The sequence below is a fragment of the Pectobacterium sp. CFBP8739 genome (assembly GCF_013449375.1).
In the GTDB taxonomy this organism is placed as follows: domain Bacteria; phylum Pseudomonadota; class Gammaproteobacteria; order Enterobacterales; family Enterobacteriaceae; genus Pectobacterium.
In genome coordinates, this window is record NZ_JACDRR010000002.1 from 50,582 (window position 1) to 66,206 (window position 15,625).

Sequence of the window (15,625 nt, forward strand, 5' to 3'; positions counted from 1 at the left end):
TTAAGTACAAAAATATCAGGCCAGTGAAGACATTAACCACACCCGCATCATCGGTACCGACAAAATCTGCGTCTTTTCGCGAAGGCGTCTTTGACAGTCTGCCGATAGTTATCGGCTACATGCCTGTGGCATTCGCGTTTGGCATGAACGCCGTCAAGTTAGGATTTACGCCGTTGGAAGGTATTTTTCTCTCCTGCATCATTTACGCGGGTGCCAGTCAGTTCGTTATCACCGCACTGCTCAGCGCTGGCATGTCCATCTGGGTGGCAGCCTTGACCGTTATGGCGATGGATGTCCGCCATGTACTGTACGGACCTGCGTTACGGCATCGCATTGCACAACGGCTGCCAACCCGAAAGACTGCGCTCTGGGCGTTCGGCCTGACGGACGAAGTCTTTGCCGCCGCCGCTACTCGGCTGGCGAAAGATAACCGTCGCTGGTCAGAAAACTGGATGATGGGCGTATCACTGCTCGCCTGGCTCTCATGGGTGCTCGGCACGGTGATCGGCGCCGTATTCGGCAACGGCCCATTGAATGACTACCCGGCTGTCGAATCCGCGCTGTCTTTCATGTTACCCGCGCTTTTCCTGAGCTTTTTACTCGCCTCTTTCAAGCGCAAACAAAGTCTGGTCGTGGCCTGCGCGCTAGGCGGCGCGCTGCTAGGATTGCTGCTTTCCTCCATTCCCGCCGCAATACTGCTCGGCATTCTCAGCGGCTGTCTGGCTTCGCTGGTTAACCCCGCCACGCCACAGGTGAACACATGAGTACGGAAGTCATTCTTATCGGACTGATTGTGGGGCTGGTGAACTACCTCTTCCGCTACCTGCCGCTCCGACTGAGCGCTTCACGCGCTTCCGGCTCGCTGCAACGCGGTAAAAAAGCACTGGTATTAGACAGCATCGGCATTGCCTCTATCTGTGCACTGCTGATCGTTTCCAGCGTACCGGATATTCTCGCGCATCACGAAAAACTGCTGCCAACGCTGGTAGGCTTTATGACGCTGACAGCCTGTTTTTATAAAACCCGCAGCATCGTCTTATCAACGTTACTGGGCGCGCTGTGCTATGGAATTGCGTTTAAGCTGCTTTGAATCCGCAGCCTGGATTATCAAGTAAGATTTTGATTTAAATAAAGTAAACGGCGAATTATTCCTTATTTACGCTATTCTTCGTTTACTTTCTGTCACAGAAATAAGCACAATTTCCCACCTGAATGCCGTTTACCCAGTTAGTAACATTAGTTACTATGCACTCCGTGATTAATGAGGTTTATATAAAAAATGGACAGTTCATTCACTCCTATAGAACAAATGCTCGACCTGCGTGCTTCACGTAAACCAGGATTCCCACGTCAAGAAGTCTTACTATTGCGCCTTTTCATGCATGTCCAAGGCAAAATTCTGGAACACAGAAACAGAATGCTGAAAGATCAGGGCATCAATGAAACCCTCTTTATGGCATTGCTGACGCTGGAATCTCAAGAGTCTTATAGCATTCAGCCTTCCGAACTCAGCGCAGCACTGGGGTCATCACGTACCAATGCGACGCGTATTGCTGACGATCTGGAAAAAAGAGGCTGGATTGAGCGGCGCGAAAGTAGCAATGACAGACGCTGCCTGCACCTGCATCTGACAGAAGAAGGCAAAGCCTTTCTCGGCGAACTGATTCCACCACAGCACCGTAGCCTCCATGTGCTTTGCTCAGCGCTTGAGTCCAGTGAACAAACTCAGCTTGAAGCCCTGATGAGAAAACTTCTGGTTCGGCTGGATGAAATGGACGGCCTCGATAACCTATAACGTCGATATTCCATAGCGCCGACAGTCAATAACATCAACGGTCAATAACAACAGAAAACAACAAAGCATCATAGTCGGTACCTTTTTCACCCAGAATGACCCGATGCATGCGTATCGGGCAGGTGGGTTTTGCTGCGAAAAACAGGCATGACCTTTCCGCCGTCGCGACGTGCGGTTTAGCAAAACGGCAATCTCACGCTCCGGCGAGGCGATCTGAACGCGCCCCCGAGCAGCACAACAAGATGAATTCATTGCGACTATCGCCAGGCTGCCCAGTCTGGTGCGATAGCCGATACAAAGAGAATAAAAAGAGAGAGAACAGCATGAGTGAAAGTGTGGAAAATCAGGTGCCAAAAACGCCACCAAGAAACAAAAAACAACAGCGTAAGCGAGTGCTATCGCTGATGACGTTTATTTTCGTCGTGCTGGGCTGCGCTTGGCTGGTTTACTGGTTCCTGGTACTCAGACACCACCAAAGCACTGACGATGCCTACGTCGCAGGTAATCAGATTCAGATCATGGCGCAGGTCAGCGGCAGCGTCACCCATGTTAACGTCGACAATACCGATTTTGTTAAGCAGGGACAGGTATTGGTGGAGTTGGACCCTACCGATGCTCAACAGGCGTTTGAACGTGCGAAAACCGGTCTGGCTAACAGCGTGCGTCAGACGCATCAGTTGATTATTAACAGCAAGCAGTACCAGGCCAATATTGAACTGCGCCAAACCGAGTTGAACAAGGCGCAAAGCGACTTGAGCCGCCGGGAAGCATTGGGCAGCGCCAATGCCATCGGGCGTGAAGAAGTGCAGCATGCTCGTGATGCCGTCGCGACCGCCAAAGCCGCGCTGGAAGTCGCCAGACAGCAATATCAGGCGAATCAGGCAATGATTCTGGATACGCCGCTTGAGAAGCAACCTGCCATACAACAAGCCTCGGTAGAAATGCGCGATGCCTGGCTGGCGCTACAGCGCACCAAAATCGTCAGCCCGATCGACGGCTATGTCTCACGCCGCAGCGTGCAGATTGGCGCGCGTATCTCTTCGACATCAGCGCTGATGGCCGTCGTTCCTGCCAATCACCTGTGGGTCGATGCGAACTTCAAAGAGACACAGTTAGCCAATATGCGTATCGGGCAACCGGCTACCGTGATCGCGGATATCTACGGTGACGACGTCGTGTATCAGGGGAAAGTCGTCGGCCTCGATATGGGAACCGGTAGCGCGTTCTCGCTGTTGCCCGCTCAAAATGCGACCGGCAACTGGATCAAGGTCGTTCAGCGTCTGCCCGTCCGTATTGAACTCGATCCACAGCAGGTCGCCAAACATCCGTTGCGTATCGGCCTGTCCGCGCTGGTTAATGTCGATACCGCCAATACAGAAGGCAGCGCGTTAGCAGAAACCTCACGCACCACGCCAGCTTACCAAAGCGATGCGCTGACGCTGGATCTCACCCCTGTTAACCAGGACATCAGCGCCATTATTCAGGCGAACGCCGGTTAATCGGGCAGGAGAGAAACGTGCAGAGAGAACCGCTTAAAGGTGCCAGTCTAGCCTGGATGACCGTTGCTCTGTCGCTGGCAACGTTCATGCAGGTGCTGGACTCCACCATCGCCAACGTCGCTATTCCGACCATCGCCGGTAATCTGGGTGCGTCCAACTCGCAGGGAACGTGGGTCATCACCTCGTTCGGGGTCGCTAACGCCATCTCCATCCCTATCACCGGCTGGCTGGCCAAACGGTTTGGTGAAGTCCGCCTGTTCCTGTGGTCAACGGCGCTCTTCGCCCTGACGTCCTGGCTGTGTGGGGTTTCCACCAGCCTGGAAATGCTGATTTTCGCCCGCGTGTTGCAGGGGATTGTCGCCGGACCGCTGATCCCGCTGTCACAGAGTCTATTGCTCAGCAACTACCCTCCGGCGAAACGCAGCATCGCCCTGGCGCTATGGTCAATGACCGTGGTCGTCGCGCCAATCTGTGGCCCGATTCTGGGCGGCTGGATTAGCGACAACTATCACTGGGGCTGGATATTCTTCATCAACGTTCCGTTGGGCATCGCCGTGGTGTTTATTGCTATGCAAACGCTACGCGGGCGAGAAACCAAAACCGAGATCAAGCCCATCGATACTATCGGGCTGGCACTGTTGATCGTCGGCATCGGTAGCTTGCAGATGATGCTCGATCGGGGAAAAGAGCTGGACTGGTTTAACTCGACGGAAATCATCACCCTAACCGTAGTGGCCGTGGTCGCGATAGCGTTCCTAATTGTCTGGGAACTCACGGACGACCATCCGGTAGTGGATTTGTCGCTGTTTAAGTCACGCAACTTCACCATTGGCTGTCTGTGTATCAGTCTCGCCTACATGTTCTACTTCGGGGCGATCGTACTCTTGCCGCAGCTGTTGCAGGTGGTGTATGGCTATACCGCCACCTGGGCCGGACTGGCGTCCGCACCGGTTGGGTTGATGCCAGTGGTGCTGTCGCCAATTATCGGTCGCTTCGCGCCGCGCTTGGACATGCGCAAACTGGTGACGTTCAGCTTTATTATGTACGCGGTCTGTTTCTATTGGCGTGCGTATACTTTTGAACCGGGCATGGATTTCGGCGCCTCGGCCTGGCCGCAGTTCGTGCAGGGGTTTGCCGTGGCCTGCTTCTTCATGCCGCTGACGACCATCACGCTGTCTGGGCTTCCGCCGGAACGTTTGGCGGCGGCATCGAGCCTGTCGAACTTTGCCCGAACGCTGGCAGGTTCGATCGGGACATCGATTACCACCACGCTCTGGACACAGCGCGAATCGCTGCACCATGCGCATCTTACGGAGTCGATCACGCCGTATAACCCCATCGCGCAGGAAACGTATCAGCAGCTTCAGGCAATGGGAATGAGCCCGACCCAGGCCTCAGCCTACATCGCACAACAGATTACCGCACAGGGGCTAATTATCTCCGCCAACGAGATTTTCTGGGCCGCCGCGGGCGTATTCCTGGTGCTGCTGGTGCTGGTCTGGTTCGCTAAACCGCCCTTTACTACCGGCGGTGGCGGTGGCGCACACTAGCACTTTGCAAACGGTCTCTCCCCTTCCGCCAGCAACAGGCAGAAGGGGAACCTTCTTTTACCCTCTTCCTTCCCTGATTAATCAGGCGCCACACGCCTGATAACGCTGTACGAATAACGATTTACAGATTCGGGATAAACATATTTTCACATTCCGATTACAATGCGCTTCTTTTTATTCGGGGAATGGTGGTTCTGCTATGTCACAGGTTTTACATTTCATTTTGGCAACGGCGGCAATTTTTTTGCTGGCGTTGCTCGTCAGCCACGACAGAAAGCGTATTCGACCGCGCTTTATTGTGCAGTTGCTGGTTATTGAGGTTTTACTGGCCTATTTCCTTTTGCATTCCAGCATTGGGCTTAACGCGATTAGTTCCTTTGCCGGTTTGTTTGAAAAGCTCTTATCTTTCGCCAATCAAGGCACCGATTTTGTGTTTGGCGGGATGAATGCGCAGGGTCTGTCTTTTATCTTCCTCAATGTGCTCTGCCCTATCGTCTTTATTTCCGCGCTGATCGGAATTTTGCAGCACTGGCGAATTTTGCCTTTGATTATCAGAGGTATCGGCACGCTGCTGTCCAAGGTCAACGGGATGGGGAAGCTGGAATCGTTTAACGCCGTGAGTACCCTGCTGCTCGGGCAGTCGGAGAACTTTATCGTCTATAAAGGCATCATCGCCGACATGTCGCCACGGCGGATGTACACCATGGCCGCGACGGCGATGTCTACCGTGTCGATGTCGATCATCAGCGCCTACATGACCATGTTGGACGCCAAATACGTGGTTGCGGCGCTGATTCTGAATATGTTCAGCACCTTTATCGTGCTGTCGATCATCAACCCTTACCAGCCTGATGACGAACCAGAACTAAAGCTGGAAAAGCTGCACGAAGACCAAAGCTTCTTTGAAATGCTGGGGGAATACATTCTTGCCGGTTTTAAAGTGGCGATGATTATTATGGCGATGTTGATCGGCTTCGTCGCCTTGATTGCTGCTGTGAACGCGCTGTTCAGCACCGTCTTCGGCGTTAGCTTCCAGGCGATCATGGGCTATGTCTTTTCACCGCTGGCGTGGCTGATCGGCATTCCCTCTTCCGATATCCTGAACGCGGGCAGCATCATGGCGACCAAACTGGTGGCGAATGAATTCGTTGCCATGATTGAGCTGAAGAAGATCGCGGCAGAGATGTCGCCACGCGGACTGGGCATTTTGTCCGTATTCCTGATCTCTTTCGCCAACTTCGCGTCAATCGGCATTATCGCGGGCGCCATCAAAGGGCTGAATGAAGCACAGGGCAACGTGGTATCGCGCTTCGGCCTGAAGCTGGTTTATGGCTCTACGCTGGTGAGTTTACTGTCTGCGGCAGTGGCGGGACTGGTGCTTTAATTTTTAATTACAAATCAAAAAATTAATAACCAGATAATGACGAAATCACATATTAGGGGAAACGCGGGGATAAGGTTCCCGCAGGGATGCCTTACCCCGTGGTAGCCCCGAGTATCTCGATCTCATCGCCATGATTTTCAACAAAACCATCAGCCCCTGAAAAGGGGCTGATGAAGGATCAGAACGCGACGCAGACGGGCGCATCAATCCGCATGACGGATTCCTGCGCGAAACGCGCTTTGTAGGTGGTACGCAGCGCTTCAATATCACGCTCTTTATCGGAACCATGAATCAGCATCAGCGCTTTGCTGTTCTCCCGGGCAACAACCCCATCGTTCCCCAGCCATTGTCCTTTAGCATCGAACACCGTCAGCCCTTCTTTAAAGCGCGGTGTCACTTCGCTGTCGAGAAACGCTTTCCACTCAGCATCGGAGATCACTGGGCCAGCAGGGCGATTCAAACCAAAATACAGCGTGGTCTGTACCTGTTTGTCGCCAATCTTACACGCCTCAACGACCGGTGTAGCGGCAACCACGGTGGATGAGCGCGGTAGCGAACTGCAACCGCTTGCCAGTAGTGTGCCCAACAGCAACGATACCGCGATAACTTTCTGCTTCATTACTCGTTCTCTCATCCGTTGTTATGATTTCTCAGGGAGAGCATTCCCCCTGAAAACCGATGCGCATGCTCAGCCGACACGTACTATCCGTTGACACGTACTATCAGTTAACACGTACTATCAGTTAACACGTACTATCAGGCCTGATTCTGTCGCCACCACTCGGACAGCAAAATGCCCGTTGCGACCGAAATATTCAGACTTTCAACCTTACCAGTACCGCCGATAGAGACTTTCACATCCCCTTGTTGCCAAGCGCTATCTGACAGGCCATCACCTTCCTGCCCCAGCACGATCACGGTTTTCGCCGGAAGCGTCGCTTGCGACAATGCCGTGCCTTTATGGCTGGACGTGGTCACGATGGTGTAGCCAGCGCGACGGAATTCCGCCAGCACGGACAGGAAATCGTCAGCGTTAATCGCTTTAACGTGTTCCGCCCCGCCTTCTGCCGTACGCACGGCCGCGCCGGACTCCAGCAGCGCCGCATCCTGCACCAGAATACCTTTCACGCCGAAATGCGCGCAGCTGCGCATAATGCCGCCGAGGTTGTGCGGGTTACTCACATCTTCCAGCGCCAGTACACAGTCGTGCTCACCCGCCGTTTTCAGGTACTCACGCACATCCATGCCCTGACGCTTTTTAATCAGGAAGCAGACGCCACCGTGGTGTTCAGTACCGGAGGCCTTAATCAGCTCTTCCTCTTCCACAACGTGGTAAGCCTTGCGGTTTGCCGCCATCCAGCGCAGTGCATCGCGGAAACGCGGCGTCACTTCTTGCAGGAACCAAGCACGAACAATCACCTCAGAACGGTTTTTAAACAGCGCTTGGCAGGCATTCTCGCCGTAAACACGAGTTTCTTCCTGACGCTGGCGACGCAGTTGCTCAGGATCGATCTGGCTTTTGCCCGTAATACCGCCGTGATCCGGCGTTTCACTGTCGCCTGGCGCACGAGACACGGTTTTCCACGGAGACTCATAACCGCCCGTTTCTTCACCACGCGGACGACGAGGACGATCGCCACTGCGTTCGTTACGATCTTTATTGCCCCACGGCGTTTTATTGCTATCGCCATCGCGGGACGGATTTTCCCGGGCATAGCGCGGGTTAACGTCGCGCGGATGCTTCGGCTTTTCACGCGGATCCCGTGAGCCGCCGCCATCACGCCGATCGCTACGGCGATCTTTGTCAGCAGGGCGCTTGTTTTTATTCTCTTTCTCGCCCTCATCATCACTGCGGACGTACATCACACGGACTTTGCCGCTTTTACTATTGAATGAATCGCTCATTGTTTTCTCCACCTACGCGCTGGGCGCGAAGATTACCTTATGTACACCCGCTTAGCCACACGCTTGTGGTAAAAGAGCGCTAACAGTCAGAAGCTATTGTAGCTATTGGGCAAACCACGTTGTTGCCATCATGTCTCCCCACCATAATTTATTCACTTTTAAGCAACATGCCGTTGACTTTACAATGCCGCATCACGCGCATTTTATCAGCGACATCTTTATTTTAGCCCTTTTATCTGAGACCCTGTTATGAATACGGTATGTGGATCTTGCCAAACAACCAATCGCTTGCCAGAAGCGCGTGTTGATGACCATGCAAAGTGTGGCCGTTGCGGAGAAACCTTATTCAGCGGCGACGTCATCAACGCCACAGAGGCAACGCTCGATAAACTATTGCAGGACGATCTTCCCGTCGTAGTCGATTTCTGGGCTCCCTGGTGCGGTCCCTGCGTCAACTTCGCTCCCGTGTTTGAAAACGTCGCGCAGGAGCGTAATGGGAAAGTTCGCTTTATTAAGGTCAATACCGAAGCCGAACCGGCGCTCAGCACACGTTTCCGCATCCGCAGCATTCCAACCCTTATGATCTTCAAACAGGGCCAGATGGTCGATATCCTTAACGGTGCGCTGCCGAAGACACAGTTTGAAGAGTGGTTGGATGAATCACTGTAGAAAACAGTGAGGCATTATTGCCTCTCCCCTTTTGGTCAACCCGCCTGTCGATTAGAATGTCGCCTTTCTGAACCTGCTTCCTAATCATTAAAACGAAACAGGTTCGTTGCTGAATCTCATGGCGTCACCTATTTCATGATCAACCATCCTTTAATGGTCAACCATCCTGCCCTGGACAATGCCGTACTTCGCCTGCGCCAGCAGCGTCTTGAGCAGTCAACCAAACCGTTCCGCGCCCGTGGCTGCCGTGTCGTACGCTGCCAGCAGTGTTTGTTGCCCGCAACCACCTGTCTGTGCCACACCTTTCAGGCACAGCCATCCCGCAGCCGCTTCTGTCTGGTGATGTTTGATACCGAGCCGCTAAAGCCAAGCAATACCGGACGCCTCATCGCCGATATCCTGCCTGAGACACAGGCGTTTCTCTGGTCACGCACCGAGCCCGATCCCCAATTGCTTGCGGCTCTGCAAGACCCAGATGTTCAGCCCTATCTGGTCTTCCTTGCCGATGCAGCAGAAGAAGGACGTCAGGTGTTTCACCAGCTTCCCGCCACGGAAAAGCCTGCGCTATTTGTCTTACTCGATGGTACGTGGCCGGAAGCGCGCAAGATGTTTCGCAAAAGCCCCTATCTGGACAATCTGCCAATCCTGTCGCTGAATGTAGATGCCCTTTCCCGCTATCAGTTACGTGAAGCCAGCAGCGCAGGACAACACTGCACCGCCGAGATTGCCATCGCTCTGCTCGCTCAAGCAGGCGATACAGCCGCGGCTGACGCGCTATCGCAGCATTTCGACCGTTTTCGGCGACACTATTTGGCTGGGAAATCGCACCACAGCGTGCGGGAAAATTTACCCATCGTCACAGCACAATCGGCAGAAAGCGTTTAGTATCAAAGGGGATTGCTGTGTAAGGAGTGACGCATGAGCCAGCGCGGATTGGAAGCACTGTTACGCCCTAAGTCTATTGCCGTTCTCGGCGCATCAGAAAAGCCGGGACGAGCCGGTTTTCTGATGATGAAAAACCTGCTGGACGGCCATTTCAGCGGCCCTGTGCTGCCCGTTACGCCGAAATATAGCGCGGTTTGCGGCGTGCTGGCCTATCCGACAGTCACCAGCCTGCCGATGACCCCCGACCTTGCTGTGATTTGTACCAACGCGAGCCGTAATCTGACACTGTTAGAGGAACTGGGGCAAAAAGGCTGTAAAACCGCCATCATTCTCTCCGCGCCACCAGCCCAGTTCAGCGAATTAAAGGCCTGCGCCGTGCGCTATCACATGCGCTTGCTTGGCCCCAACAGCCTCGGATTGCTTGCGCCCTGGCAAGGCCTGAATGCCAGTTTCTCGCCAGTCCCGATTATGAAAGGCAAACTGGCATTTATCTCACAGTCGGCCGCCGTTTCTAACACGATATTGGATTGGGCGCAGCAGCGCGGTATTGGCTTTTCCTATTTTATCGCCTTGGGCGACAGCCTGGATATTGATGTCGACGACCTGCTCGACTTTCTAGCTCGCGATGGCAAAACCAGTGCGATTCTGCTGCACCTGGAACACATCAGCGATGCGCGCCGCTTCCTTTCCGCCTCTCGGAGCGCCTCGCGAAATAAACCCATACTGGTGATAAAAAGCGGGCGCAGCCAGCAGGCACAGCAACTGCTGAATGACCAGCGCCACGGTCTAGATGCCGCCTATGATGCGGCCATTCAACGAGCAGGTTTGCTGCGGGTACGGGATACGCATGAGCTGTTTTCCGCAGTGGAAACCTTAAGCCACCTGCGACCACTACGCGGTGAACGCTTGATGCTGGTGAGCAACGGTGCGTCACCGGCCGCACAGGCGCTGGATCAGCTTCTCAGCCGACAAGGCAAACTGGCACAGCTCAGCGAGGCGACCCGTCAAGCGCTACAGGAAACATTGCCGCAGACCGTCACTATCGGCAATCCGCTCGACCTGCGGGATGATGCGACAGCCGCTCGCTATCAGGCAGCGATTTCGGTCCTACTGGACAGTGACGACGTCGATGCGCTCTTGATCATTCACGCGCCCAGCGCTGCCGCTCCCAGCACCGAAAGCGCTGCGCAGTTGATTACGCTCTTTCAACAGCATCCGCGTGGGAAAAGAATTACGCTACTGACCAACTGGTGCGGCGAGTTCTCCTCGCAGGAAGCACGGCGCTTGTTTAACGACGCTGGCATTCCGACCTATCGTACGCCGGAAGGCGCGGTAACCGCCTTTATGCATATCGTCGAATATCGGCGTAATCAGAAACAGTTAAAGGAAACCCCAGCGCTGCCGCTGGATTTGGGCATCAACGCCAGTCAGGCACATGCACTCATTCATCAGGCACTATCAGATGGCGTCACTCAGCTCGATACGCATGAAGTTCAGCCGATTCTGCAAGCCTATGGTTTAAATACCTTACCCACCTGGATCGCGGGCGACAGTGCAGAAGCCGTCCATATTGCCGAACAAATTGGTTACCCAGTTGCGATTAAGCTGAGATCGCCAGATATTCCGCATAAGTCGGAAGTTCAGGGCGTCATGCTCTACCTGCGAACCGCCAGAGAGGTCCAGCAAGCGGCAGATGCCATTCTTGACCGAGTGAAACGTACCTATCCGCAGGCGCGTATTTACGGCCTGTTGGTACAAAGCATGGCAAATCGCGCCGGTGCGCAGGAGCTCAGGATTGCCGTCGAGCAGGATCCCGTTTTCGGCCCGCTGATTATGTTGGGCGAAGGCGGCGTTGAGTGGCGAGAACAACAGGCCGCCGTCGCACTGCCTCCACTGAATATGACGCTGGCCCGCTATCTGGTACTACAAGCGGTGAAAGGTGGCAAGATTCGCGAATACAGCGCCCTGCGTCCGCTGGATATTCCCGCGCTCAGTCGCTTGCTGGTTCAGGTTTCCAACCTGATTCTCGACTGCCCTGAAATTTCCCGACTAGACATTCACCCCTTGCTGGCATCTGGGGATGCGTTCACGCTGCTGGACGTCACGCTACACCTGACACCGTTCAGTGGCGATCCCCAATCAAGGCTGGCAATCCGCCCCTACCCACATGAACTGGAAGAAACGGTCATCCTCAAAAATAGTGATATCTGCCTGTTCAGACCGATTTTGCCGGAAGACGAACCACTGCTCAGCGCGTTCATCGCAAGGGTGACAAAAGAAGACCTATATTACCGTTATTTCAGCGAAATTAATGAATTTACTCACGAAGACTTAGCCAATATGACGCAAATTGACTACGATCGTGAAATGGCATTTGTTGCCGTACGCCAGCTCGGTGAAGAAACAGAGATTATTGGCGTGACGCGCGCGATTTCCGATCCGGATAATACGGATGCGGAATTTGCCGTGCTGGTACGATCCGATCTAAAAGGGCTGGGCCTTGGCAGACGGTTGCTGGAAAAACTGATTGATTACACTCGGGCGCACGGTCTTTCCCGCTTAACTGGTATCACCATGCCGCATAATCAAGGTATGATCCAGCTGTCCAGAAAGCTCGGTTTTTACATCGACGTACAATTAGAAGAGGGTATTGTGACGCTGGAGTTGCCGCTGAAAGACTGATTGCACGACGTGACATGGCTCTTGCAACGGGAATTGTTATCACAAAACAGGGTCACAACAGCCGGAAAGTAATGGTATTATCGCCCATTCGGCTACTCCTTAACTTTTGATAATGACCAGAAGGTCATATACCCTAGTGTAGCTCGAAGTATGGTGGGTATAAACTGATGAGAGAAGAAACGCACTGTGATGCTGTCAAATTTTAAACGCAATAAATATCAACAGCACCTTGCACAACTGCCCAGAATCCCTCAGAACGCAGACGATGTTCAGACATTGCATTCGCCTGAGCTTTTCCGCACGACGCTGATTAATGCCATCTTGAGTGCTAAAAAGCGCATCTATATCGTGGCGTTGTATCTTGAACGTGATGACGGCGGTATGGGGATTCTATCCGCAATTTATGAAGCCAAACGGCAGTGTCCAGAGCTGGATGTCCGCGTTCTGGTAGACTGGCATCGTGCTCAGCGTGGCAGGATCGGCGCAACGGCAGAAAATACCAATGCCGATTGGTATTGCGACATGGCGAAAAAACATCCAGATACGCATTTCCCTATCTATGGTATCCCCGTCAATACACGCGAAGCCTTGGGCGTGTTGCATCTGAAAGGATTCATTGTCGATGACACTGTCATCTACAGCGGGGCCAGCCTGAATGATGTTTATCTGCATCAGCATCAGAAGTACCGCTATGACCGCTATCAGTTGATTCATAATCCGGTGTTGGCTGATACGATGGTGCAATATATCCAGACAATGCTGTCAGCCCCAGCAGTACAGCGGTTGGATCATACCGTTCGCCCGAAGAGTCTGGAAATCAAAAATGATATTAAGCAGTTCCGCCAAACGTTGCGTACCGCTAGCTATCAGGCTCCGGAGCATCGTGCGGATGCAAGCGAATTAACCGTCACGCCATTGGTCGGGTTAGGAAAGCAAAGTCCGCTGAATAAGACCATACATCACCTGATGTATTGTGCGGATGAGCATCTGGTCATCTGTACCCCGTATTTCAATCTGCCAGCGCTGCTGGTCAGAAATATCATCAGGCTATTGCGGGACGGCAAGAAAGTAGAAATTATTATTGGCGATAAGACCGCTAACGATTTCTATATTCCAGAAGACCAGCCTTTCAAAATCATCGGTGCACTACCCTATCTCTATGAGATCAACCTGCGACGTTTCCTGAGCCGTCTGGAACGCTATATTGAGAATCAGCAGCTTGTTGTGCGGTTATGGAAAGACGGCGACAACAGCTTCCACCTGAAAGGCATGTGGATCGATGACAAATGGCAACTGCTGACGGGGAATAACCTTAATCCTCGCGCATGGCGTCTGGATCTGGAAAACGCCATCCTGATTCACGATCCTCAGCAGGTTTTATTACAGCAACGTCTGGACGAACTGGATAAAATCAGAACGCACACCCACATCGTAAAAAGCTATATGGAACTGGAAAGCATCGCGCAATATCCAGTGAAAGTCCGTAAGCTAATACGACGCCTGCGCCGTATTCGTATCGATCGGCTCATCAGTCGTATTCTCTAAGACCCGTAATCTGCTTTTAAAAAAACCTCGGAAGCCGAGGTTTTTTATTGTCATTTGGAAGCATGGCCGGTGTAACTATCGGCTAGGTGTTATTGCAGCGGTCTGAAAACTAAAGTTTCATTCCCTTTCCTCTGCGATGCAGCGTTAATGACACAATAAACGCAATCGCCCCCATCGCCGAGACATACCAGAAGAACGTCGTTTCCATGCCAAAGGATTTCAGCGAAAGCGCAACATACTCTGCCGAACCACCAAACAAGGCATTAGCCACGGCATAAGATAAGCCAACGCCTAACGCACGGACTTCAGGCGGGAACATTTCCGCTTTTAAAATGCCGCTGATGGACGTGTAGAAACTGACAATAATCAGTGAAAGCATCACCAAGGCAAAGGCAACAACTGGGCTCGTCACACTCTGTAGTATTGTCAGAATAGGCACCGTCAGCAGTGCCGCAAGTCCGCCGAAACAGAGCATTGAACTACGACGACCAATCCTATCCGACAACGCACCAAAGAACGGCTGAAGCAGCATAAAGATAAACAGTGCGAGGGTCATTAACCCGCTCGCGGTTTTCGCATGCATTCCTGCCGTATTCACCAAATACTTTTGCATGTAAGTGGTAAACGTATAAAAGGCTAAGGAACCACCGGCCGTAAAACCCAGTACGGTAATAAAAGCGCGGCGATGTTTCCACAACCCCGCAAGCGAACCGGCATCTTTATGTTCGCGAGTTGTTTTATCAGACGTTTCATTCAAAGAGCGGCGTAAATAAAGCGCAACAATCGCCAAAATAGCACCGAGAGCAAAAGGAATACGCCATCCCCAGGCATGTAAATCTTCATCACTCAGAATCTGCTGCAATATCACAACAACTAACAGTGCCAGCAGTTGTCCGCCAATCAGCGTGACATATTGAAAAGAAGCATAAAATCCCTTTCTTCCTTCAACGGCAACCTCACTCATATATGTTGCACTGGTGCCGTATTCTCCACCGACAGAAAGCCCTTGAAATAAGCGAGCTAATAACAATAAAAAGGGGGCCCAGGTGCCAATAGTTTCATATCCCGGCAAACATGCAATAACCAGCGATCCAAAACACATCATGCAAACCGAAATAAGCATTGAATTTTTACGACCATGCTTGTCAGCAATGTAACCGAAAAGCCAACCGCCAATCGGTCTCATTAAAAAGCCTGCTGCAAAAACCCCTGCGGTTTGTAGTAATTGAGTGGTGGTATTTCCCAAAGGGAAAAAGATATGGGCGAAATAGATTGAGCAAAAGGAATACACATAAAAATCAAACCACTCAACCAAATTACCCGATGAAGCGCCAACTATAGCTCGGATACGCTGGCGCGTATCTTTCACATTTTCCGTTAGATCAGTCATCCTATTTTACTCTCCTGTTTTTCCGAGCATAAAACGATGCCCGCTATAGTAAAGCAGCACTTAAACCCTGAGGCAAAAAGTTCCTGATTGTAATAATTTATTAATGTAACAACGCAAACAGTGCTTTTATTACCCTTAACTGAAACACAGATAAATAAAACAGCACAAACAGGACATTATTATGAGGTGGTTAATAAGAAGATAAGCGAGTCTATTCAAGTAAAAGGAAAGGGCTAATATACTGAAATAGAAATAAACAAAAGGCCATCCTTAATAGGATGGCCTTTTGTCTTAATTGAAACCTGGCAGTTCCCTACTCTC

Annotated in this window: 13 protein-coding genes; 10 read left to right on the plus strand and 3 right to left on the minus strand. The window is 52.2% G+C overall.

Annotated elements, in window-relative coordinates:
- The first annotated feature begins 23 nt into the window (after positions 1-23).
- The 6 genes from H0247_RS00240 (at position 24) to H0247_RS00265 (ending at position 6,228) form a co-directional block, all read left to right on the plus strand.
- Positions 24-764 carry an AzlC family ABC transporter permease gene (locus tag H0247_RS00240; protein WP_180740709.1) on the plus strand — a complete coding sequence of 247 codons (741 nt, stop codon included), beginning with the start codon at positions 24-26 and terminating at the stop codon, positions 762-764.
- Positions 761-1,090 (plus strand): L-valine transporter subunit YgaH, encoded by a 330-nt coding sequence (ygaH, locus tag H0247_RS00245; RefSeq protein WP_180740710.1) that lies wholly within the window; start codon positions 761-763, stop codon positions 1,088-1,090. Before H0247_RS00240 ends, ygaH begins: the two co-directional genes overlap by 4 nt.
- 189 nt (positions 1,091-1,279) lie before the next feature.
- Positions 1,280-1,795 carry a transcriptional repressor MprA gene (gene mprA, locus H0247_RS00250; RefSeq protein ID WP_180740711.1) on the plus strand — a complete coding sequence of 172 codons (516 nt, stop codon included), beginning with the start codon at positions 1,280-1,282 and terminating at the stop codon, positions 1,793-1,795.
- A gap of 323 nt (positions 1,796-2,118) precedes the next feature.
- Positions 2,119-3,294, plus strand: coding sequence for a multidrug efflux MFS transporter periplasmic adaptor subunit EmrA (emrA, locus tag H0247_RS00255; protein ID WP_180740712.1), 1,176 nt, complete (start codon positions 2,119-2,121; stop codon positions 3,292-3,294).
- Between the two features lie 17 nt (positions 3,295-3,311).
- On the plus strand, positions 3,312-4,844 hold the full coding sequence (gene emrB, locus H0247_RS00260; RefSeq protein ID WP_180740713.1) for a multidrug efflux MFS transporter permease subunit EmrB: 1,533 nt from the start codon (positions 3,312-3,314) through the stop codon (positions 4,842-4,844).
- A 199-nt stretch (positions 4,845-5,043) separates the two neighbouring features.
- Positions 5,044-6,228: a NupC/NupG family nucleoside CNT transporter gene (locus H0247_RS00265; RefSeq protein ID WP_180740714.1), complete on the plus strand. Its 1,185-nt coding sequence runs from the start codon at positions 5,044-5,046 to the stop codon at positions 6,226-6,228.
- 178 nt (positions 6,229-6,406) lie between these two features.
- On the opposite strand, the gene H0247_RS00270 is transcribed toward H0247_RS00265, so the two are convergent.
- Together H0247_RS00270 and H0247_RS00275 are read right to left on the minus strand one after the other, a co-directional pair.
- Positions 6,407-6,847, minus strand: a complete 441-nt coding sequence (locus H0247_RS00270; RefSeq protein ID WP_180740715.1) for a DUF3574 domain-containing protein — start codon at positions 6,845-6,847, stop codon at positions 6,407-6,409.
- 137 nt (positions 6,848-6,984) lie between these two features.
- Positions 6,985-8,133: a tRNA/rRNA methyltransferase gene (locus H0247_RS00275; RefSeq protein WP_180740716.1), complete on the minus strand. Its 1,149-nt coding sequence runs from the start codon at positions 8,131-8,133 to the stop codon at positions 6,985-6,987.
- Positions 8,134-8,382: 249 nt separating this feature from the next.
- Here H0247_RS00275 and trxC point away from each other — a divergent pair, with 249 nt between their 5' ends.
- The 4 genes from trxC to pssA all read left to right on the plus strand — a co-directional run bounded on the left by trxC (position 8,383) and on the right by pssA (position 13,914).
- Entirely contained in the window at positions 8,383-8,802 is a 420-nt protein-coding gene (trxC, locus tag H0247_RS00280) for a thioredoxin TrxC (RefSeq protein ID WP_180740717.1), read from the plus strand.
- 135 nt (positions 8,803-8,937) lie between these two features.
- Positions 8,938-9,687, plus strand: coding sequence for a tRNA-uridine aminocarboxypropyltransferase (locus H0247_RS00285; RefSeq protein WP_180740718.1), 750 nt, complete (start codon positions 8,938-8,940; stop codon positions 9,685-9,687).
- 33 nt (positions 9,688-9,720) lie between these two features.
- Complete coding sequence (locus tag H0247_RS00290) at positions 9,721-12,369, plus strand: bifunctional acetate--CoA ligase family protein/GNAT family N-acetyltransferase (RefSeq protein WP_180740719.1); 2,649 nt, start codon at positions 9,721-9,723, stop codon at positions 12,367-12,369.
- A gap of 189 nt (positions 12,370-12,558) precedes the next feature.
- Positions 12,559-13,914 carry a CDP-diacylglycerol--serine O-phosphatidyltransferase gene (gene pssA, locus H0247_RS00295; protein ID WP_180740720.1) on the plus strand — a complete coding sequence of 452 codons (1,356 nt, stop codon included), beginning with the start codon at positions 12,559-12,561 and terminating at the stop codon, positions 13,912-13,914.
- A gap of 109 nt (positions 13,915-14,023) precedes the next feature.
- Here the strand turns inward: pssA and H0247_RS00300 are convergent, their stop codons facing one another.
- Complete coding sequence (locus H0247_RS00300; protein WP_180740721.1) at positions 14,024-15,304, minus strand: MFS transporter; 1,281 nt, start codon at positions 15,302-15,304, stop codon at positions 14,024-14,026.
- Positions 15,305-15,625: the final 321 nt, after the last annotated feature.

Excerpts from the sequence above, each read along its gene's own strand:
- H0247_RS00285 (WP_180740718.1), top strand. The coding sequence starts at position 8,938 with ATGATCAACCATCCTTTAATGGTCAACCATCCTGCCCTGGACAATGCC.
- H0247_RS00290 (WP_180740719.1), top strand. The coding sequence starts at position 9,721 with ATGAGCCAGCGCGGATTGGAAGCACTGTTACGCCCTAAGTCTATTGCC.
- H0247_RS00300 (WP_180740721.1), bottom strand. The coding sequence starts at position 15,304 with ATGACTGATCTAACGGAAAATGTGAAAGATACGCGCCAGCGTATCCGA.
- emrA (WP_180740712.1), top strand. The coding sequence starts at position 2,119 with ATGAGTGAAAGTGTGGAAAATCAGGTGCCAAAAACGCCACCAAGAAAC.
- mprA (WP_180740711.1), top strand. The coding sequence starts at position 1,280 with ATGGACAGTTCATTCACTCCTATAGAACAAATGCTCGACCTGCGTGCT.
- pssA (WP_180740720.1), top strand. The coding sequence starts at position 12,559 with ATGCTGTCAAATTTTAAACGCAATAAATATCAACAGCACCTTGCACAA.
- H0247_RS00265 (WP_180740714.1), top strand. The coding sequence starts at position 5,044 with ATGTCACAGGTTTTACATTTCATTTTGGCAACGGCGGCAATTTTTTTG.
- ygaH (WP_180740710.1), top strand. The coding sequence starts at position 761 with ATGAGTACGGAAGTCATTCTTATCGGACTGATTGTGGGGCTGGTGAAC.
- H0247_RS00270 (WP_180740715.1), bottom strand. The coding sequence starts at position 6,847 with ATGAAGCAGAAAGTTATCGCGGTATCGTTGCTGTTGGGCACACTACTG.
- trxC (WP_180740717.1), top strand. The coding sequence starts at position 8,383 with ATGAATACGGTATGTGGATCTTGCCAAACAACCAATCGCTTGCCAGAA.
- H0247_RS00275 (WP_180740716.1), bottom strand. The coding sequence starts at position 8,133 with ATGAGCGATTCATTCAATAGTAAAAGCGGCAAAGTCCGTGTGATGTAC.